The sequence below is a fragment of the Zavarzinella formosa DSM 19928 genome, from assembly GCF_000255705.1.
In the GTDB taxonomy this organism is placed as follows: Bacteria; Planctomycetota; Planctomycetia; order Gemmatales; family Gemmataceae; genus Zavarzinella; species Zavarzinella formosa.
In genome coordinates this window covers 176,277-195,095 of the sequence record NZ_JH636446.1, presented here as the reverse complement: position 1 = coordinate 195,095, position 18,819 = coordinate 176,277, and the positions used below count along the sequence as shown (strand labels likewise).

Here is an 18,819-nt window from a genome sequence, read left to right as displayed (position 1 = left end):
TCAACCATGAGTGAACCACAACCCGCGCCGACCCCCACGGCGTTCAAGCCCAAGAAATCCGTTGCCCTTTCCGGCACTGTGGCCGGGAACACCGCCCTTTGCACCGTCGGCCGCACCGGCAACGATCTGCATTATCGTGGCTACGACATCCTTGATGTGGCCACCACTTGCGAGTTCGAGGAAATCGCTCACCTGCTCGTTCACGGGAAACTGCCCACCGTGTCCGAGTTGTGCGCCTACAAGACAAAGTTGAAGAGGCTGCGCGGCCTCCCCGCGACCGTGCAAACGGCGTTGGAGCAACTGCCGCCATCCGCGCATCCGATGGATGTGATGCGAACCGGTGTTTCCGTGTTGGGCTGTGTGGCGCCGGAGAAAGACGATCATGCCCCCGCCGGGGCGCGCGACATCGCGGATCGTCTGATGGCCTCGTTGGGTTCCATGCTGACATACTGGTATCACTTCGCCAACAACGGCCGACGCATTGACGTGGAAACCGACGATGAAACAATCGGCGGCCACTTCCTGCATCTGCTTCACGGCCAGCGGCCGTCAGTCCCTTGGGTGCGGGCGATGCACACCAGCCTGATCCTCTATGCCGAGCATGAGTTCAACGCCTCCACGTTTGCCGCCCGCGTGATCGCCGGGACCGGTTCGGATATGTTCTCCTGCATCGCCGGGGGCATCGGCGCCTTGCGTGGTCCCAAGCATGGCGGGGCCAATGAAATCGCCCTCGACATTCAAAAACGCTACGAAACCCCCGACGAGGCCGAGGCCGACATTCGCCGCCGCGTGGCCGCGAAGGAAGTGGTGATCGGGTTTGGCCATCCGGTGTACACGGTCTCCGATCCTCGCAACAAGGTCATCAAGGAAGTGTCCCGGCAACTTTCCCAAGAAGCCGGGAATATGAAAATCTTCAACATCGCCGAGCGGTTGGAAGCGGTGATGTGGGACAGCAAGAAAATGTTCCCGAACCTCGATTGGTTCAGTGCCGTGAGTTACCACCTGATGGGCATTCCCACGGCGATGTTCACGCCGTTGTTCGTCATCGCCCGCACCTCCGGCTGGAGCGCCCACGTCATCGAACAACGGATTGACGGCAAGATCATCCGCCCCTCGGCTACTTACACCGGCCCGGAAAATCAGGTGTTTGTCCCCTTGCGGGAACGGAAATAGTTGGATGATCCCACAGTTGCGGCTGTCCGCCCAAAACAACCTCACCCCCTAACCCCCCTCTCCGCTCCGGAGAGGGGGAATTGTCAACGAGACAGGCCTTGATTCCCGCCCTCTTGCTCCCCCTCTCCGCTCCGGAGAGGGGGTCGGGGGGGTGAGGTGGCCTTTAGTCTTTCCAAAGGAACCCACTGTGTCATCACACATTAGCAATGTGCGTCCGAACCCCGACCAAGTTCTTGTCGATATCGCGGATTACGTGATTTCGCATGAGATCCACAGCGATCTCGCCTATGAAACGGCCCGCAATTGTTTGATCGACACACTTGGTTGCGGGTTGGAAGCCCTTGAATACCCGGCTTGCACGAAGTTGCTCGGACCGGTCGTGCCGGGCACGGTGGTGCCCAACGGAGCCAAAGTGCCGGGAACGCCGTATCAACTCGATCCGGTTCAGGCGGCGTTCAACATCGGGGCGATGATCCGCTGGCTGGACTTCAACGACACCTGGCTGGCGGCCGAGTGGGGCCACCCGTCCGACAATCTGGGCGGCATCCTCGCCGTCGCTGACTGGCTTTCGCGGACGGCCATCGCCGCCGGCAAACCGCCGCTCACGATGCGGCAGGTTCTCACGGCGATGATTAAGGCTCATGAAATCCAAGGTTGTCTGGCCTTGGAAAACTCCTTCAACAAAGTGGGCCTCGATCACGTCATCCTTGTCAAAGTGGCTTCCACGGCGGTCGTTTCGCAAATGCTCGGGCTGACCCGTGATGAAATCATCGCGGCCCTTTCGCTCGCGTGGGTGGACGGCCAAAGTCTTCGGACGTACCGCCATGCCCCCAACACCGGCTCGCGGAAAAGCTGGGCCGCCGGTGATGCGACCAGCCGGGCCGTGCGGCTGGCGTTGATCGCCAAAACTGGCGAGATGGGTTATCCCTCCGTCTTGACCGCCAAGACATGGGGCTTTTACGATGTCTCGTTCAAGGGCAGAGAGTTTCGCTTCCAGCGGCCGTATGGCTCCTATGTGATGGAGAACGTGCTGTTCAAGATCAGCTACCCGGCCGAGTTTCACTCGCAAACGGCCGTCGAGGCGGCGATGATCCTTCGCGGCCAGATATCGGCCGCCGGGAAATTTGTCGATGACATCAAGAAAATCACGATCCGAACGCACGAAGCCTGCATCCGCATCATTGACAAGAAAGGACCGCTGAACAACCCGGCCGACCGGGATCATTGCGTGCAGTACATGATTGCCGTGCCGCTGCTATTCGGCCGGTTGACCGCCTTGGACTATGAGGACGGCGTGGCCTCCGATCCTCGCATTGATCTTCTGCGGGCGAAGATGGAGTGCGTGGAAGTTCCGCAATTCACCGCCGATTATCACGACCCGGAGAAGCGATCCATTGCCAATTCTCTCCACGTTGAATTCACGGACGGGAGTTTCTTGGAAGCCACGGTGGAATATCCGCTCGGGCACATGCGCCGCCGCGAGGAAGGCATTCCGTTGCTCGTGGAAAAATTCCGAACCAATCTGGCGAGACGGTTTTCAAAGAGCCAGCAGCAGAAAATCCTTGATGTGTCGCTGCAACAGAAGCCTTTGGAAGACATGCCCGTGAATGAATACGTGGATCTTTATGTGATCCCGGCGTGACGGCACACTGGTTGCTTTACATTCTCCCATCAGCCATTCGACCCTTTGGATGGCATGAACGATTGTTCATCAGATGGACATCATTGGGAGAATCATCATGGGTATCAAGAAAACACTCGAATCCGCCGGCGAAAAGATTTCCGAAACCGCCAAAACGGCCGGTGAAAAGATCTCTGAAACCGCCAAGGACGTTGGACATAAGATCGCCGACGGCGCTGAAACGGCCGCCGATTGGGTGAAGGATAAGACCGGCCTCGGCAAGACCGACTCGGCCACAGCCAAGGTCAAGCCGCACATGGACGTGATCGCATCCTGTGGCACGCGGGTGGGGGCCGTCGATCATCTCGACGGGGAAAGCATCAAGCTCACCCGCAACGACGTGACCGCCGGGGGCGTCCACCATTGGGTGCCAGTGTCTTGGATCGATCATGTGGACGCGCACGTCCACCTGAACAAAAATTCCGAGGAAACCCGCCGTCAATGGACGGCCGAATCGGCCGCGTAAAAGCAGCCGGGTCGAAACCATTGACGGGCAAGTCAGTGCGCGGGGCGGGGAATATCCCCGCCCCGTTTTTCGTTGGTTCGGGAGCGAGGAGTATTGCCTTCGTGAGCTAGAATAACCTTGGAGATTCGAGACATCGCCGGGGCGTCCCATGGAACCGACGTTCGTTGAACGCTTGGAAAAGCAGCGAGCCAGAAGCGGAATCACCAAATCACCACCCCGCACCGGGGCGACCTTCGTGGAACGACTGGGGCGCGGGCCGATCATCCGAAATCGGGATATCACCCCGACGCCCGTGCCGCCGGGAACGTTTGTCACCCGTCTGCGAAAATCCCCCAACAATATTTTCTTGGTGCGCGGGAACGATTCCACCAGCCGCAAAGCATGGTACTACCTACAAGTCCGGCCGGAGCGGAAGATGTTGTTCGAGAAGGCGGTGGGCAAAGGGTCCATCCTTCTCAACGACTTTGGCCGAGTCATCCTCAGCGGCTATGGCGAAAACCCGCCGGACAACGTGCGTGATCAGATGCGCGCCGACTACGGGTTTGAGGAAGCCTGATTCCCGCCCTCACTTCTTCGCCTTCTCCTCCCGCACCACGCGGAAGCCGCGATATTGTTCGCCCGGCTCGCGATCCTTTTGCTTGGCATCAGCCGGTTGATCGGCGCTGCCGCCCATTAACTTGCTGCCGTCTTTGGTGGTTACCCATTCGGCGATGTTGCCCCCCAGATCACGCGGCGTCGCCTTGTCACCGGCTTTGCCGAACTGGCCGACTTCCCGAAGAAGCGGGGCCGCTCCCGGCAGGTTTTTCATCGTTTCCGTCAGCCTCTTGGCATCATCCGGGTTGACTGTGTAGCCCGCCCAATGATCCAATGTGTTTTCGCCATCTGTCTCCGTGTAAAGTTCGCCCCCTTCTTCCTCGGTTGGCAGGCGGTACTTCTCGCCGGTGTGTTTGCTCAGCCATTCGCAATACGCCTTGGCTTGTTCCAGTTTGATGCCGAACGCCGGGTAATTGTCGCGGCCCTTTTCAATGGCCCACTTCGGATCGAAGACGGCATACTGGGCGGCCGTCACTTCAAAGCGACCGACGAGCAATCCCTGATGCGGAATCACTTCGGGAATCAACTTGTCTTTCACGATCAGGCCGAACCGGCCCGAGTCCTTGGCGGCTTTGCCATTTTCCACCAACCGGGCCAGCGGCGAATCTTCCCGGAGAACTTCCGACTTTTCCACAAATGTTTTGAATAGGTGCTTTTCAAACCACGCCAGTTCCTCGGTCACTTTGCGGCGTTGATGGACCAGTTTCTTGGGGCTATGCACTTCCCCCGGAAAGAGGATGAAACGAACGTCCGTCTTGCCCGCTTGCTGCAAGCCGCGATAGTGCATCCAACCTTGTTGAGCGGGGACGGTGCGGTCCTCGGCGCCGAAGAAAATAATCGTCGGCGTGCGGACCTTGTCGAGCTTGTAAAACGGCGATTTGTCTTGGTATCGCTTCGGGTCCGTCAGCGGATTTTTGCCGATGTAGTAGCGGTCAAAGGCTTCGCCGAAGTCGCAGTTGCCCCAATCGCTCACCCAATCCACATCCCCGGCCCCGGTACTGGCGGCTTTGTAACGGGTAGAATGTGTGGTCAGGGCGATGGAGAGGATCGACCCGTTTGACCAACCCATCACGCCGAGTTTTTCCGGATCGACCAACCCCTTGGCGATCAGGTGATCGACGCCTTTTTCAATGTCCGGAACTTCCAAGTCGTAATACTTGCCGTCCGCGATGGACTCGGCAAACTTTAGCCCGTAGTTGCTGCTGCCGTGATAATTCGGCTTGAAGACAAACGCCCCGCGCTGGCAGTACAGGTTCGCGGGATAGGCCCAGTCGTCCTGCCAATCGTCCGAATCCGCATAATGCGGGCCGCCGTGGATCATCACCACCAGCGGGTGCTTCTTCCCCGGCGCATATCCATGCGGGTAATAGAGCATCCCCTCGATTTCCTCGTCGAGCGCGCCCTTCCATCGCACCACTTCGGTCTTGGCGAAGGTTTTGCCTTCCAGCGAATCTTCCAGTTTCATGATCGGCTTCGCTTCGGTGACGGCCGATTCTTTGATCTTGGCCGTGTGCCAACGGGTGGGTTGGGACGAGGTTGAGTGGGCATAGACCAGCGTTTGCCCATCGCGGCTTGCCTGCAAGCCGAAGATATTCTTGACCTGTTCGCCGGTCAGGAGATCCCGTTTCCACTTGCCCTCGGCGAACGTGAACCGGGCCAACTTGTTGGTGACGCCGTTCGTGAGCAGGGCGAAGAAGCCATCGCGGAACACAATCAATCCTTCGGCCGATCCGTTGATGTCCTGTTGGGCCAGCCCGCGCTCCCAGCCGAGATCGACCTTCTTTGCCTCTTTGGTTTTGACGGTGAATTCATGCACTTCGCCGACAAACGGGCCTTCCCCGGCGATGGCGTTGCCGAAATGGTTGATGGCGTAAAAGCCTTCGCTGTCCGGTTTCCAACGCACGCCCGCGAGGTCAAATTTCCCGGTGAAGATGCGGTCGTGTTTGCCGGTTTCGAGGTCATAAAGCTCGGTCGTCGGCATCGAGCGGCCATCATAAGCATGGCGAAGATTTTGCTGATGGTGTGTCACCGCCCGTTTGCCATCGGGGGAAACGGCGAACCATTCGATGCGGTCTTTGTTGAGGGTCAGCCGCTCCGTGGTTTTCCCGGCCAGATCGGTGCGAAACAGTCGAACCGGCGGTTCATGGGCATCGTCCTCAACCAAGTTGGAAGTGTCTTTCTTTTCCTTGGTTTGTTCCTCATATCGGCCCTTTTCTTCCTGGGCCATGAAGACGAGATGATCTGAACCGGCCCAGCCAAACGACTGAACATCGCGGGCAAATTCGGTGACGGCCCACGCCTCTCCACCGCTGAGATCAAGAATCCAGACTTGGGTTTTGCCATCATCATCCCCTTTTTTGCGGGATCGTGTTTTCGTCGCGGATCGTCCCTTGGCCTTGGAAAGCGGCGAGACGCGATCACTCAGGAAGGCAATGAACTTGCCATCCGGCGAAAACCGGGGAGAGGAGCATTTGTCTTTCCCGCGAGTGAGGGGAACATCGGTTTGGGTGGTCAGGTCCGTGCGGATGATGTTCGCAATCGATTCGCCCTTGTCCTCGTCCATGACCGATTTCACCCAGACGGCAAACCGGCCGTCGGGGGAGATTTCCACGTCGCGGGCCGACTCGTTGAGCAGCACATCATCAACGGTCCACTGACGATCCTTCTCGCCCGCGATCATGGAACCGGCAGCCAACAATCCCAACAGGAAGGCCCAGCGCATCGGATTTCCCCGGAGAATCTTTCGATCGGTGAAGTCATGAGGGTAACCGTTTTTTCCGGTGGCGTCCATGAGACAGGCATGACAATTGCGACAGGGCCAAACGATGGAATGTGGCATTTCGCCCGACAATCCATCATGCCTGACTCACGGTGCATTCAATACGGCACCCACAGCAGCCACGCGATGCCGATGAGCAGGGTGAGGATCGTCACTGGGATTCCCACCCGGCAGTAATCGGCCAGCGTGACAATCACCCCTTCTTTGCGGGCATATTCAACCACGATCAGGTTGGCCACCGAGCCAAGGACGGTCAGATTCCCGGCGAGCGTGCTGGACATCGCGAGCGCCAGCCAAGCCGACTCCTGCGACCCCGCCGGGAGTTCCGGAATGATGGGCTTGAACAACAGCACCGCCGGCACGTTGCTGACGATGTTGGAGAGAAACGCCGAGACTCCGCTGAGGACAACCACGGGCTGATCCCGGATGGCCGACCACTGCCCGGCGTCCCACCGGCTTAGCACACGCATCTCGAACGCATGGACGACGACAAACAGCCCGGCGAACATGACCAGCAAGCTCCAGTCAATTTGCCGATACACGTTGGCGGGATTTACCCGGTCCAGCAGCAGGATCGCCGCCGCCCCCAACGCGACAATCGCCATCGGAAAACCGGCGAAGAACAGCCCCACGGCCACCAGCGTCACCGCCAGACTTTTCACCAACAACGAACGATGTTGACGCCGCCGGGGTTGTTTGGCCGTGGTCTTTGATGGCTTGCTTTCCACAGGCATTCCACCCGGACGCAGTGCTCCACGGAAGACAAACCATGTGACCAGATAGGCGGCCGCCAAGGAGAGCAGTGCCACCGGGGCGAGCTTGGCGGCGAACCGGAGGTAGCTGATGTGTGACAGCCCGCCGATAATCATGTTCTGCGGGTTGCCGGTGAGCGTCGCCACCGACCCGGCATTGGAGGCGACCGCCAATCCGATCAGATGCGGCCGGGGATCGAGCCGCAAGTGCCGGGCGAGATGCAGCACCAGCGGCGTAAGGGCCAGACAAACTACGTCGTTTACCAACAAGGCCGACAACACCCCTGAAAGGGCCATCGTTACTGCCAAGAGTCCGGCCGGGTGACGGACCCGCCCCAGCGCCAACCCGGCCAGCGTGGCGAACAGTCCCCCCCGGCGAAGATAAGCCACGACGATCATCATTCCGAGGAGAAGGACCAATGTGGCGAAATCAACCGCCGAGACCGCCTCGTCAAATGTCAGCAATCCCGAGGCCAGCATCAAGGCCGCCCCGGCGAGGGCGATCCCCGGCCGGTCCGTGCGGAGCCACGGCAGCCGGCCGATCGCCAGTCCGGCATAGGTCAGCACAAACACAACAATCGTGAACCAAAAGGCGACAGATTCAGACACGAACACTCCTTGCCGGATGGGCGACGCAGTCAGACCCACTCCTCCATGCGATCAGTGCATTTTCCGGTTGACCTGTCAGCAATCAATGGTGTTTCGGTTACACTTTTTACAAGCCGGGCCATTTTTCACCGCAATTTGATTCCCCCGCGTAAATCGGGCGTCTATACTCACAATCCTGCCTCCCAACCCAACGAGAATCATCTCATGGCCGACACTCCGCTCCTGACCAGACGCGATTCGTTCAAGACCATTGCGGCCGCGACCATTGCGGCCCCGTTTGTGTTTCGCAAGCATGCCACGGCCGCCCCAAGCGAGACGCTTTATCATGCCAGCTTCGGCGCCGGCGGGATGGCCGGGGCGGACATCGGTTCGCTCACGGCGAGCAAGAACCTCAAACTCGTCGCTGTTGCGGACGTGGATCTGTCCAAGGCCAACGCCCTCAAAGCGAAGTTCCCTGACATCCGGGTGTACGAGGACTGGCGTGTTCTTCTCGACAAAGAGAAGGAACTGCATTCTGTGAACGTGTCCACGCCGGACCACATGCACGCCCCGATCACCATGCGGGCCATGCAACGCGGATTGAACGTTTACACGCAAAAGCCGCTGACCCAGACGATTTACGAGGCCCGTCGGCTGACCGAAGTCGCCGCCGAGAAGAAGATTGTTTCCCAGATGGGAATTCAACTGCACTCGGCCGACTTTCACCGGACGATTGTGCAGAGCATCAAGGATGGTGTCATCGGCAAGGTGAAGGAAGTTCATAGTTGGAGCGGCAAACAGTGGGGAGACAAAAATCCCCGACCCAAGAAGATCGACAAAATCCCCGACTTGTTCGACTGGGGCGGTTGGCTGGGTGTGGCGGAAGACCGGCCGTTCATCGCGGGTTATTACCATCCCGGCAACTGGCGGAAACGCCTCGACTTTGGCACCGGCACCTTCGGGGACATGGGCTGCCACATTCTTGACCCGGTGTTCGGGGCGTTGGAACTCACCAAGCCGACCGGCATCAAATCAGTGGGAAGTTCCCCGAACGAAGACAGTTGGGGTCTTGATTCCGAAGTGCGTTACACCTACCCCGGCACGAAGAACACCACCGAAACCGTTACCCTGACGTGGTACGACGGTGTTCGCCGCCCCCCGATGGCCGTGGTGGAAGCCATTGGCAAGCACAAGTTGCCGGAGCAGGGGTCGATCTATTTCGGCACGGATGGCGTGATGTTCTCCCCGTATGGCGGGATGCCGATCTTGATTGGTGACAACGTGAAAGATCGCAAACTGTCGATGGTGAAGGGCGATAACCACTATCTGCAATTCGTGGAAGCATGCCGGGGCAACGGCAAGACGACCGCCCCCTTCGAGTACGCCGGCCCGCTCACGGAAACGGTATTGCTCGGCTGTCTGGCCACCCGATTCCCGAATCAAGAATTGACGTGGGATCCCGTGAAGATGAAGGTCACCAACGTTGAAGCGGCCAACAAGTTCGTGCGCAAAGCCTATCGCAAAGGTTGGGAAGTGGACGGACTGTGAACGTAGGCCGTGAGCTATGGGCTGTGAGCCGTGAGCCGTGAGCTAAACCAAGAACACTCTTGAGTCCGGAGTTGGCTCATGGCTCATGGCTTTTCCTTAACTTGAAAGAACTCTCCTCCATGCCAGCGTTTTCATTGGTTGAACCGGCGGTGATCAAAGAACTTCGCCGGTTTGATACTCCGACGGTTTGCAATGTGTTGGAGTTGTTTGCTGTGCGGCCCCGCACGGCCGGGTATATGGATGGCCGGATTCGGGCTTGTTACCCGAAACTGCCGCCGATGGTGGGATATGCCCAAACGGCGACGTTCCGGGCCGGATCGCCGGCGAGGTCGGGGGATGTGTACGCGGGGTTGGGAAAACAGGTGGAAATCCTGGCCGAATATCCCGGCCCGGCTGTTGTTGTCTTCCAAGACATCGACGATCCGTGCGTGGCGGCCACTTTTGGCGAAGTGATGTGTACCACTTATAAGTCGTTCGGAGCCGTGGGTTTGATCACCAGCGGCGCCGGCCGAGATCTTGACCAGGTGGAACCGCTCGATTTCCCCTGCTTCACCAACGGGACGATCTGTTCTCACGGGGATTGCCAGATTGTGCAACTCGATCTGGCCGTGCGGGTTGGCGGGGTGACCATCTATCCCGGCGATCTTCTCCACGGCGACCGCAATGGCGTGACCACGATCCCGACGGAACTGTCGGCCCTTGTCGTGGAAGGATGCACTCGATTGATGACCGCCGAATCGGTGGTTCTTGATTACGTCAAAAGCGGCAAGCCGACTCCGGCCGGGTTCACGGCCGCCCGCAAAGAATGCCATCAATTGATCCAAGTGCTGTCGAAGGAACTTCGAGCCAAAATGCCGAAGTAAAAAGAGGCCAAAAAGGCGTTAACCACAAAGACTCAAAGGTCACACAAAGTTTCACAGAGAAAACGATGGAAGAGTTCTTTCTTCCGTCTTCTTTGCGAAACTTTGTGTGACCTTTGAGTCTTTGTGGTTAACGCCTTTTCTCAAATCGCCCCGAGGGCCAGGGAGGCGTTATGGCCGCCGAAGCCGAAGCTGTTGGAGAGGACTTTGTGGATGCGTTTTTCGCGGGTGTGATTCGGAACGTAGTCGAGATCACAATCCGGGTCCGGCGTGTCGAGATTGATCGTCGGGTGAACCAAGCCGGTTTTAAGCATCATCGCACAAGCAATGGCTTCGACCCCGCCGCTGGCTCCCAGCAGGTGGCCGATCATGCTTTTCGTGCTGCTCATCATCAACTTGCGGGCGTGCGATCCGAACACCTGCTTGACGGCCAGTGTCTCGGCCTTGTCGCCGAGTCCCGTGCTGGTGCCGTGGGCGTTGATGTAATCCACATCGTTGAAATTCCAACCCGCCTGCTTGACCGCGTTAATCATCGCGCGGCCGGCTCCCAGCCCTTCGGGATGCGGAGCCGTGATGTGATAAGCGTCGGCGGTGTTGCCGCAGGCGAGGACCTCACAATAAATCTTCGCGCCTCGTTTGACGGCTCGCTCGTACTCTTCAAGCACAAGCACGCCTGCCCCTTCGCCAAGGACAAAGCCGTCGCGATCTTTGTCAAAGGGACGGCTGGCTCGTTGAGGATCATCGTTCCGGTGCGACAAGGCCCGGCAGGCGACGAAGCCCCCCAAGCCCATCGGGGTGATGCTTCCCTCGGCCCCGCCGGTCACCATCACGTCCGCCAAATCCCACTTGATCGTGTGGAAGGCGTCTCCGATGGCGTGGGCCGCCGTGGAACAGGCCGTCGAGACGGCCGTGTTCGGTCCCATCAATCCATGTTCAATGGAGATGGTTCCGCTCGCCGAATTGGCGATCATCTTGGGGATGGTGAACGGGCTAAGCCGATTGGGGCCGCGTTCCTTGTAGATGGTAAACTGCTCTTCCCAAGTGAAGAGGCCGCCAATGCCGCTGCCGACCATCGAACCGCAACGGAAGGCGTCCTCCTTGGAAAAGTCGATGCCGGAATCGACAACGGCTTCCTTGGCGGCGGCCAGGGCAAATTGGGCAAAACGGTCGATGTGGCGGGCCACCTTCGAGTCCATGATGCCGTCTGGTTTCCAGTTCTTGACTTCCGCCCCGAACGTCACCTTGAAAGCCGAGGTGTCGAACAGGGTGAGGGGCGCGGCCCCGCTGCGTCCGGCCAAAAGACCGGCCCAGTAATCGCGAACGTTCAGGGCAAGGGGATTGACCGTCCCCATCCCGGTGACAACAACTCGCCGACTCATTTCTTCTTCGTTTCCCGCTCGATGTAATCGATCGCTTCGCCGACCGTCTTGATCTTTTCGGCTTGGTCGTCCGGGATTTGAATATCGAACTCTTCTTCGAGTTCCATGATGAGTTCAACGATGTCGAGGGAGTCCGCCCCGATATCCTCGATGAAATTCGTGGTGCGGCTCACCTGCTCTTTGTTGACGGCGAGGTGCTCGCACACGATTTCGATGACTTTCTGCTCAACGGACACGCGACGACCCTCCAGGGAAGAGCTGGTTTCCGGAAGCGGACTTCCGGATGCGATCCAGCCTTGCGGGACAAAACCGACCAACGTCAGCCTGCGTCTTATGATCGACGACCACAAGATGCTAGGTTGTGAATGTTATGCGTCCGCCGGGAGAATGGACAGAGACAACTCATCATTCCGTCCGGCGGCCAATATTCATCAGGCGGCACAATTCCGACACTCGATCTTTCGATTGATTCGCTTCAACAATCCGGCCAGCACTTTGCCCGGTCCGATTTCGTAAAATCGTTCCACGCCTTCGGCCAGAAGGGCGCGAATCGTTTCCTCCCAGCGGACGGGGCTGAGCACCTGCCGCACGAGGAGATCACGGATTTTCACGGGGTCCGAATGGGGCCGGGCGTCCACGTTGGACCACACGGGAATCTTCGGGGGGCTGATTGTCGCCCCGGCCAGCACCGCCGCCAGCCGCTCGTCGGCCGGCTTCATCAGATCCGTGTGAAAAGCCCCGGCCACTGTCAACCGGATTGGCTTGCCGGACTTCTCTTCAATAATTCTTTCGGCGGCATTGATCGCCGCCATGTCGCCGGAAAGAACGGTATTACCGGGACAGAGATAATTCGCAATGCGAATTCTTCCGGCAACCGATGCTTCGCGGACAACTTCCTCAACCACCGGGAGGTCCAACAACAACGCGGAAATCATCCCGCTCGGGGTGGCCTCGGCCGCCGCCTGCATCGCCCGGCCCCGCTCGCGGACAACCTTCAGGCCATCCTCGAAACTCATTGCTCCCGCAAACACCAAAGCCGTGTATTCGCCAAGGGACAATCCGGCGGTTGCCACGCACTCGTCAAAGACCATTGGTTCGGACTGGCGAAGGGATTCCAAAGCCGCGAGGCTGGAAACGAAAATCGCCGGCTGGCTCATGTCCGTCGCGTTCAACCGCTCGGCCGGGCCGTTGCGGCAAAGTTCCAACAGATCTTCGCCGAGAATGTCGCCGGCCTGCCGAAACAGGGCCGCCGCCTCTGGCTTCGAGTCGGCGAGAGCCGCTCCCATGCCGACAAACTGGGCGCCCTGACCCGGAAACAAAAACGCGACCTTGGCCATTTGAAACGTTTCACTCTCAGAACACGGGAGAGAGCCAATACCAACCCGACCGGAATCACGAATCCTCTTCATCCACTCGGGGAAGGGTGTCGAGTTCCTTCACAATCTTCTCGTTGATCTTCTGACGGGCGTTGCGGGCCGCCAAGGCGAGGGCGTTACGGATGGCCACATCTTTGGAACTGCCGTGGCAAATGATGCAGATACCATCAATGCCCATCAAGGCGGCTCCGCCAACGGTGCTGTAATCGTACTTGCTGATGAGGGCTTTCAGGGCGCCCATCGCCACCGCTTGATCGTTCGGCAATGCGGGGATGATTTCCTTGGCCACCGTCTTCATCAAGAAGTCGAACACTCCCTCGGCGAGCTTGAGAACGACGTTCCCGACGAACCCGTCGGTGACGACCACATCACAGGCCCCGCGATGGATGTCGCGACCTTCGATGTTGCCGATAAATCGTTCCTTCAAGCCGTCCTTCAACAGGCTGTATGCTTTTTGGGCGAGCTCATGGCCCTTGCCCTCTTCCTCGCCGACGTTCATCAACCCGACGGTGGGGTTTTCCTTGCCAAGCATGTGGCGGGCGTAAATGGCCCCCATCACGCCATACTGATAGAGGTGGCCGGGCTTCGGGTGGACGTTGGCTCCCACGTCGAGGATGATGCAGGGCCCCTTGGCCGTTGGCATCACGGTGGCGATCCCCGGTCGTTTCACGTGTTTGAGGAAACGACGGGAAAACAAGCCTCCCGCCACCATCGCCCCGGTGCTTCCGGCGCTGACAATGGCATCGACTTTTTTGCCGACCATCAGTTGCCATAGGCGAGAAATCGTGTTGTCCGGCTTGGCCCGGAGGGCCTCCACCGGAGACTCATCCATCCCCACCACTTGGCTGGCGTGAAAAATCTCCAGCCGGTCGATCGGCGCGTCGGCGGGGATCAACGCTTGAATCGTTGATTGATCGCCAACAAGGACGATGACAATTTCCGGGTCGGCCGCCAGAGCTTGAATCGCCCCGGCAACGATCGGTGCGGGGGCATGATCTCCGCCCATCGCGTCGAGAGCGATCCTGAGCATTGATTACTTCCCGGTTTCCTCTTGCTCGGCCACGACAATCCGGCCTTGGAAATAGCCGCAATTCAGGCAGATGCGATGAGGCTGGACAACCCCGCTGCAATTCTGGCAATACTGCGATTGGAGGGGCTTCACCGCGTGGTGACTCCGCCGATGACCTTGTTTCGCGTGGGAGGTTCGTCGTTTCGGAACAGCCATGACTTTGTCGCCGACTAATGGGTCAAATGGTACGGAAGGGATCGCCGGGATAATGCCCGCCGGTCCCGGTTTTTCCGGTTGAATCCCTTACCATACGACCGATGCTGTCAATGGACAGGGGAGAGAATGATTCCCGCCCGGCCGAAGAGAAAATTCGTGCCGTCAACGTTTGGCCACGGCGACATCGGTGTTCGTTTTGCGATAGAGCATCAATTTGTAACGGGCCAATTCCCGGTCCCGAACCACCAAGGGAAAGTCGCCCAGTTCCACCGGCTTTTCAAAACCCTGCACCAGAGACGCCGGCAACGGGCCGCCATCGCTCACAACGTACATATTGTCGTGGCGGGAGGGGTGATCGTCTTCTTGGGTGAAGTGGCTTGGCCGGGTTCCCACGGGGTATTGCCGGGCGTCCAGGCCCTCAAATCGTAGCATGGCCGTCGCCTGATACCGCATGGCATAGATCGGGGCGTTCGGGTTGGCCTCGCCTCGGGCCACTAGTTCCCGAAAACGGTCGCCGATGGTGCGGTTCGTGTTGGCAAACGCATAGAGCCGGGCGAAGCGGTCTTTCGCCGGCGAAACAAACTCATACGGCAGGGCCATGTAACAGCCCAAGGCCACCGAAACCAGTGTTGGAATGGCGAAACTGGCGGTCATCCAGCGACGAAGCCGGATCGGGTTGGCGCTTTGGCGCATCATTTCCACAGCCAGCGGCCCGCAACTGATGTAACAAAACACCGGCCAATTGGCCTCCAGCCGCCCTGTGATTCCCTTCATGATGAACACGGCCATCGGCAGCGCAAACATCCATGCCGAAGCCCAGACTTGCGGTGAGGAGGGCAATTGACGGATTCGATAAACCGCCCAGCCGAGCAATAGAAATGGGCCGGTGCCGATCAACCCGACTTGGCCCGCCAGAAAGTCGGGGAAGTGGGTGAAGAGGGCAGAACCTTTTTCGCTGGCATGGTTCCACTGGAACTGTAACGGCGCGAAATCGTGCCGGATGTTGTGAATCAGGATGGGGGAGGCGACAAAAGCCGAGACGAGGAAATGGCCGAACAGGCCGAGGGCCACCGAAAAGCGGCGTCCTTTGGGCAGAACGACAAAACTCATGACCGCCGCCGGGGCGGCGAGGGCCATCGGGTATTTGCTGAGAACGCCCAGTCCGAAAATCACGCCTCCGAGAATCCAACGGGGTGTCTGATCGTTCGCCAGTCGCTCGTGAGCCGACGCCAGCCACCAAACATACGCGGCCCAAAAGACAACCAACGGAGCGTCCGGTGTCATCAAGACGGTTCCGAACAGCACCAACGGTGTGAGCAACGCCAGCGTCATGAGCCGGTCATCGCGGGTAAAGTCCCGGACAATCAGCAGTGTGACCAGCGAACCCAGGCAAGCCGGAAAGCGAATGGCGAACAGGGTGTTTCCGAAAATCTCCGTGGACAGACGAATCATCAACGCCACCATCGGCGGGTGATCGAAGTAGCTCCACTGCAAGTTCTGCGACCAGCACCAGTAGTAGAGTTCATCCTCGGAGGGGGGCAACAGCCAGGCGATCACAAGATGGAAGGCGGTCAGCGCGATCAGAAGGGGGACGAAAATCCGATTCAACGGCTCACCCGGTTGGCAAAGGAAGGTAGCCGGGGGGTGATACCCAAGGGAGAAGGTTCTCACAAGGGGAGTTGAATCGTTGAAATGAGTCTGGAAAGCTTGGTGATTTGGGCGAAATCAATGAACGGGGCAAAAGGCTCAGCCCGTCGGCGAGAGGATTTCCAGCACGGCGATGGCGGGCTGGTCGTCGCAGAAGATCACGCCGGTGCGGCCGTAAAGGGTCGGGGCGCCGGTCAATCCCATTTCGCGGGCCAGCGTCGGCCCCGGTTCGACCTTGAGGAAACTCGTCGGTTCAATGCGGCGAAGCACATTATGTTCGATCAGGATTCGCCCCAGCGGGGTCTTTTCTTCCCGGATGCGGGCCGCCACTTCCGGGGAGCAACAGGAGAGGTTGATTTGAACTAGCCCGAACTGAACAATGCGGCCGGTTCCGTTGAGTGTCAGCAGAATTCGGCGATGATAAATTCCCCGGCGATCCTCGGAAGAAAGCACCTTCACATTCACGGCATCGTCGTAGAACGCCTCGACCGTTTCGGTCATGTGCATGGTGTGGGCCAATAACCCGCGAAACGGTTCGGGAAGCCGGACAGCCGGAATGACCGAGATTGAGGCATCCGAAGGCCAGTGATCGGCATCAATGACGACGAGCGGAAAAAACGGATCGGCCGAGGATTTGGGAATTGCGGACAACTTGACTCTCCGGCGGGTTTGGTTCCAAGCCTGCTGTCTCATGTTCCAAGTTGAAGAGGTTCCCGTTTCAAAGGAGGTCTGCAACTTGGGCCATGAAACTTGGAACTTGGAACTCCTATCGGATACATACCCGACCGGGCCGGAGAGCTTACACGTTTGTGGAAACGCGGCCTGGCAGGTTGAGTTGGAGGATGAACTCCTTCGGGGCTTCGTCCGGGATGTTTGGCGTTTCCAGCACACTGTCCACAAGGTAGTAAAGCAGTTCGCGGAGTTCCGGCGGTTCCACCGCGTCGGCGATGGCTTCGGCCCGTGCCCGGTATTTCTCGACCATCGCGGCCGACTTGCTGAACACCTTGGCCTTGCGGTAGATCGCCCGCACGCGGTTGACGGTGTCCGTGGCCGCCGTGTCGTCCGGGGAGCCGTGTTCGCGGGCGGCCGAGATCAGCGAAAGCAATTCGTGCTTGTCGGCCAATGATTCCAACGCAAGCGCCAGCAGCAACGTCGGCCGGGCGGCCAGCACATCCTGACCGGCGACCAGCTTGTTGTTGCCGTCTTCAGACCAGTCGTTGAGGTCATTCAAGATCTGGAATGCCACGCCGAGATTGCGGCTGAAGTCTGCGATCATCTTTTCGTAAGCGTCGATGGGCCCGGCCAGCCGCACGCCTGAATATAGGGCCGCCTCAAAGGCGGGGGAGGTTTTCAGGGCGTAAATCTTGAGGGCGTCGAGCGGCGTCAGGGCCTTGTCCGGCGCGTCCCGCCAGAGGAGTTCGGCGCCCTGTCCTTCGGAAAGTTTCAGGTGGGCGTCGGCCAGCTTGTCAAGAATATCGGCGGCCACTTCGGCCCCCAACACCTTGCGTTCCCGGCTGACGAGGCGATAGCCCAACCCGACCAGATAATCGCCGACGTTGATGGCGGTGCCGATGCCGTGTTGCCGGTGAAGTGTCGGTGCGCCATAGCGGAAAGCGTCGTCGTCTTCGATATCGTCGTGAACGAGCGAGGCTTTGTGGAAAGCCTCAATGGCCAAGGCGGCTTTCTTCACATGGTCCGGCAGATTGAGGGTATCCCCGGAGAGGACACCATGCCCGCCGGTGAGGGCGTCGTAAGCCGCCAGCGTGATGAGCGGACGGGAACGCTTGCCCCCTTTGGCGAGGAAGTCGTAAGCGATATCCTCGTGCTGGGCGAGCGGATCGGTCGTCTTGCCCGTCACATTGCGGGTGCGGGGGCAAATCCGGCCAAGTTCGGCCGGCTCGAACATTTGGTTCGCCGCCCGCATCAGGTGGACATAGCTCTTGGTCGTTTGTTTCGGCGGTTCGATCTTGAGTTCGATGCTTTTGAATACCCAGTCGTCGTCAACGCTGGTGCTTTTGCAATTGCTGGAGAGCAACGGCGTCGCCACGCAGGGTATGCCCGCCATCAAGATTTTGTCGAACGCCTTTTCCAGCACGTTCAGGCAGGCAACGCCGACGATGGCGTCCACATGCCCGGAGACGATGAGTTTCAGCACAATGGGCGTCCCCTCGGACACCAGCACCTTATAGCCGAGTTGTTCGCTCTTTGTCTTGAAGTCCGCAACGGAGCAGGCGCCGCACTTTTCGCAGTTCAGCCCCAAATCGTCGTATTCGGCCGGGCAGCCCTCGGCGTTCTTGAGGCAATGCGGCAGGAGCATCAACCGGCGATTGAACGGGATGGCGGCCACTTGATCCCGCCAGAATTCGTTCATCACGCAGACCAGCGTGAAGCCGAGGTATTGCTCGCCGATGCCGAGCTTTTTCAGCAACGATTCGGCAAAAGCACGGGCGTCGTCCTTGGTCAGCGGAGCGGATTTGTCCGCAGACCGCATGTGTTCCACGGCGGCATCGCGGATTTGGTCCCGCATGGCCCGTGTTTCAGGGATGACCTTGAAGGCCGTCGTGTTGGCTTTTTTAGATTTGAGTTCCGTCGGGGCCCCCGAGGGAACCATGAGGGCCATGTCGCTGTCGATCACACTCGGCACGGCGATGTCCTTTTTCGTTTGCGGAAACAAAGAACGGTCCCCGCGGACCGGACGGCAGTTATGGGATGATTATAGCAACCCCGGTTTCGCAAATTCTTCCGGCCGTG

Annotated in this window: 16 protein-coding genes; 6 read left to right on the top strand and 10 right to left on the bottom strand. The window is 59.0% G+C overall.

Annotated elements, in window-relative coordinates:
- Positions 1-6: 6 nt before the first annotated feature.
- From prpC to BGIM_RS0135260, 4 genes are all read left to right on the top strand, one after another.
- The gene (prpC, locus tag BGIM_RS0135275) at positions 7-1,173 is read left to right on the top strand and encodes a bifunctional 2-methylcitrate synthase/citrate synthase (protein WP_020474370.1); all 1,167 of its coding nucleotides are present in this window, start codon (positions 7-9) and stop codon (positions 1,171-1,173) included.
- Between the two features lie 187 nt (positions 1,174-1,360).
- Positions 1,361-2,815 carry a bifunctional 2-methylcitrate dehydratase/aconitate hydratase gene (locus BGIM_RS0135270; RefSeq protein WP_029631263.1) on the top strand — a complete coding sequence of 485 codons (1,455 nt, stop codon included), beginning with the start codon at positions 1,361-1,363 and terminating at the stop codon, positions 2,813-2,815.
- A gap of 97 nt (positions 2,816-2,912) precedes the next feature.
- Positions 2,913-3,320, top strand: coding sequence for a DUF2171 domain-containing protein (locus tag BGIM_RS61765; protein ID WP_020474368.1), 408 nt, complete (start codon positions 2,913-2,915; stop codon positions 3,318-3,320).
- Positions 3,321-3,468: 148 nt separating this feature from the next.
- Positions 3,469-3,876 (top strand): hypothetical protein, encoded by a 408-nt coding sequence (locus BGIM_RS0135260; RefSeq protein WP_020474367.1) that lies wholly within the window; start codon positions 3,469-3,471, stop codon positions 3,874-3,876.
- A 9-nt stretch (positions 3,877-3,885) separates the two neighbouring features.
- On the opposite strand, the gene BGIM_RS0135255 is transcribed toward BGIM_RS0135260, so the two are convergent.
- Together BGIM_RS0135255 and BGIM_RS0135250 are read right to left on the bottom strand one after the other, a co-directional pair.
- Complete coding sequence (locus tag BGIM_RS0135255) at positions 3,886-6,636, bottom strand: S9 family peptidase (RefSeq protein ID WP_162136318.1); 2,751 nt, start codon at positions 6,634-6,636, stop codon at positions 3,886-3,888.
- A 155-nt stretch (positions 6,637-6,791) separates the two neighbouring features.
- The gene (locus BGIM_RS0135250) at positions 6,792-8,054 is read right to left on the bottom strand and encodes an anion transporter (protein ID WP_029631260.1); all 1,263 of its coding nucleotides are present in this window, start codon (positions 8,052-8,054) and stop codon (positions 6,792-6,794) included.
- 204 nt (positions 8,055-8,258) lie between these two features.
- On the opposite strand from BGIM_RS0135250, the gene BGIM_RS0135245 reads away from it, so the two are divergent.
- Both BGIM_RS0135245 and BGIM_RS0135240 read left to right on the top strand, forming a co-directional pair.
- On the top strand, positions 8,259-9,581 hold the full coding sequence (locus BGIM_RS0135245; protein ID WP_020474364.1) for a Gfo/Idh/MocA family protein: 1,323 nt from the start codon (positions 8,259-8,261) through the stop codon (positions 9,579-9,581).
- Between the two features lie 119 nt (positions 9,582-9,700).
- A complete protein-coding gene (locus BGIM_RS0135240) occupies positions 9,701-10,444 on the top strand; it encodes an RraA family protein (RefSeq protein WP_040891322.1) in 744 nt (247 codons plus the stop codon).
- 140 nt (positions 10,445-10,584) lie between these two features.
- Here BGIM_RS0135240 and fabF read toward each other — a convergent pair whose 3' ends face one another.
- The 8 genes from fabF to BGIM_RS0135200 all read right to left on the bottom strand — a co-directional run bounded on the left by fabF (position 10,585) and on the right by BGIM_RS0135200 (position 18,742).
- Positions 10,585-11,820 carry a beta-ketoacyl-ACP synthase II gene (gene fabF, locus BGIM_RS0135235; RefSeq protein WP_020474362.1) on the bottom strand — a complete coding sequence of 412 codons (1,236 nt, stop codon included), beginning with the start codon at positions 11,818-11,820 and terminating at the stop codon, positions 10,585-10,587.
- Positions 11,817-12,056 carry an acyl carrier protein gene (acpP, locus tag BGIM_RS0135230; RefSeq protein ID WP_020474361.1) on the bottom strand — a complete coding sequence of 80 codons (240 nt, stop codon included), beginning with the start codon at positions 12,054-12,056 and terminating at the stop codon, positions 11,817-11,819. Before acpP ends, fabF begins: the two co-directional genes overlap by 4 nt.
- 195 nt (positions 12,057-12,251) lie before the next feature.
- Positions 12,252-13,157, bottom strand: a complete 906-nt coding sequence (fabD, locus tag BGIM_RS0135225; RefSeq protein WP_020474360.1) for an ACP S-malonyltransferase — start codon at positions 13,155-13,157, stop codon at positions 12,252-12,254.
- Positions 13,158-13,212: 55 nt separating this feature from the next.
- Positions 13,213-14,226, bottom strand: coding sequence for a phosphate acyltransferase PlsX (gene plsX, locus BGIM_RS0135220; protein WP_020474359.1), 1,014 nt, complete (start codon positions 14,224-14,226; stop codon positions 13,213-13,215).
- A gap of 3 nt (positions 14,227-14,229) precedes the next feature.
- Positions 14,230-14,421: a 50S ribosomal protein L32 gene (gene rpmF / locus BGIM_RS60655; RefSeq protein WP_072022305.1), complete on the bottom strand. Its 192-nt coding sequence runs from the start codon at positions 14,419-14,421 to the stop codon at positions 14,230-14,232.
- Between the two features lie 162 nt (positions 14,422-14,583).
- Positions 14,584-16,029, bottom strand: coding sequence for a glycosyltransferase family 39 protein (locus BGIM_RS0135210; protein ID WP_020474357.1), 1,446 nt, complete (start codon positions 16,027-16,029; stop codon positions 14,584-14,586).
- A 138-nt stretch (positions 16,030-16,167) separates the two neighbouring features.
- Positions 16,168-16,719: a hypothetical protein gene (locus BGIM_RS54000; RefSeq protein WP_020474356.1), complete on the bottom strand. Its 552-nt coding sequence runs from the start codon at positions 16,717-16,719 to the stop codon at positions 16,168-16,170.
- A gap of 148 nt (positions 16,720-16,867) precedes the next feature.
- Positions 16,868-18,742, bottom strand: coding sequence for a polyprenyl synthetase family protein (locus BGIM_RS0135200; RefSeq protein ID WP_020474355.1), 1,875 nt, complete (start codon positions 18,740-18,742; stop codon positions 16,868-16,870).
- Positions 18,743-18,819: the final 77 nt, after the last annotated feature.

What these genes read in the sequence shown, in the direction of transcription:
- fabF (WP_020474362.1), bottom strand. Translation starts at nt 11,820, where the DNA reads ATGAGTCGGCGAGTTGTTGTCACCGGGATGGGGACGGTCAATCCCCTT.
- BGIM_RS0135260 (WP_020474367.1), top strand. Translation starts at nt 3,469, where the DNA reads ATGGAACCGACGTTCGTTGAACGCTTGGAAAAGCAGCGAGCCAGAAGC.
- prpC (WP_020474370.1), top strand. Translation starts at nt 7, where the DNA reads ATGAGTGAACCACAACCCGCGCCGACCCCCACGGCGTTCAAGCCCAAG.
- fabD (WP_020474360.1), bottom strand. Translation starts at nt 13,157, where the DNA reads ATGGCCAAGGTCGCGTTTTTGTTTCCGGGTCAGGGCGCCCAGTTTGTC.
- BGIM_RS0135255 (WP_162136318.1), bottom strand. Translation starts at nt 6,636, where the DNA reads ATGCGCTGGGCCTTCCTGTTGGGATTGTTGGCTGCCGGTTCCATGATC.
- BGIM_RS61765 (WP_020474368.1), top strand. Translation starts at nt 2,913, where the DNA reads ATGGGTATCAAGAAAACACTCGAATCCGCCGGCGAAAAGATTTCCGAA.
- plsX (WP_020474359.1), bottom strand. Translation starts at nt 14,226, where the DNA reads ATGCTCAGGATCGCTCTCGACGCGATGGGCGGAGATCATGCCCCCGCA.
- BGIM_RS0135240 (WP_040891322.1), top strand. Translation starts at nt 9,701, where the DNA reads ATGCCAGCGTTTTCATTGGTTGAACCGGCGGTGATCAAAGAACTTCGC.
- BGIM_RS0135245 (WP_020474364.1), top strand. Translation starts at nt 8,259, where the DNA reads ATGGCCGACACTCCGCTCCTGACCAGACGCGATTCGTTCAAGACCATT.
- rpmF (WP_072022305.1), bottom strand. Translation starts at nt 14,421, where the DNA reads ATGGCTGTTCCGAAACGACGAACCTCCCACGCGAAACAAGGTCATCGG.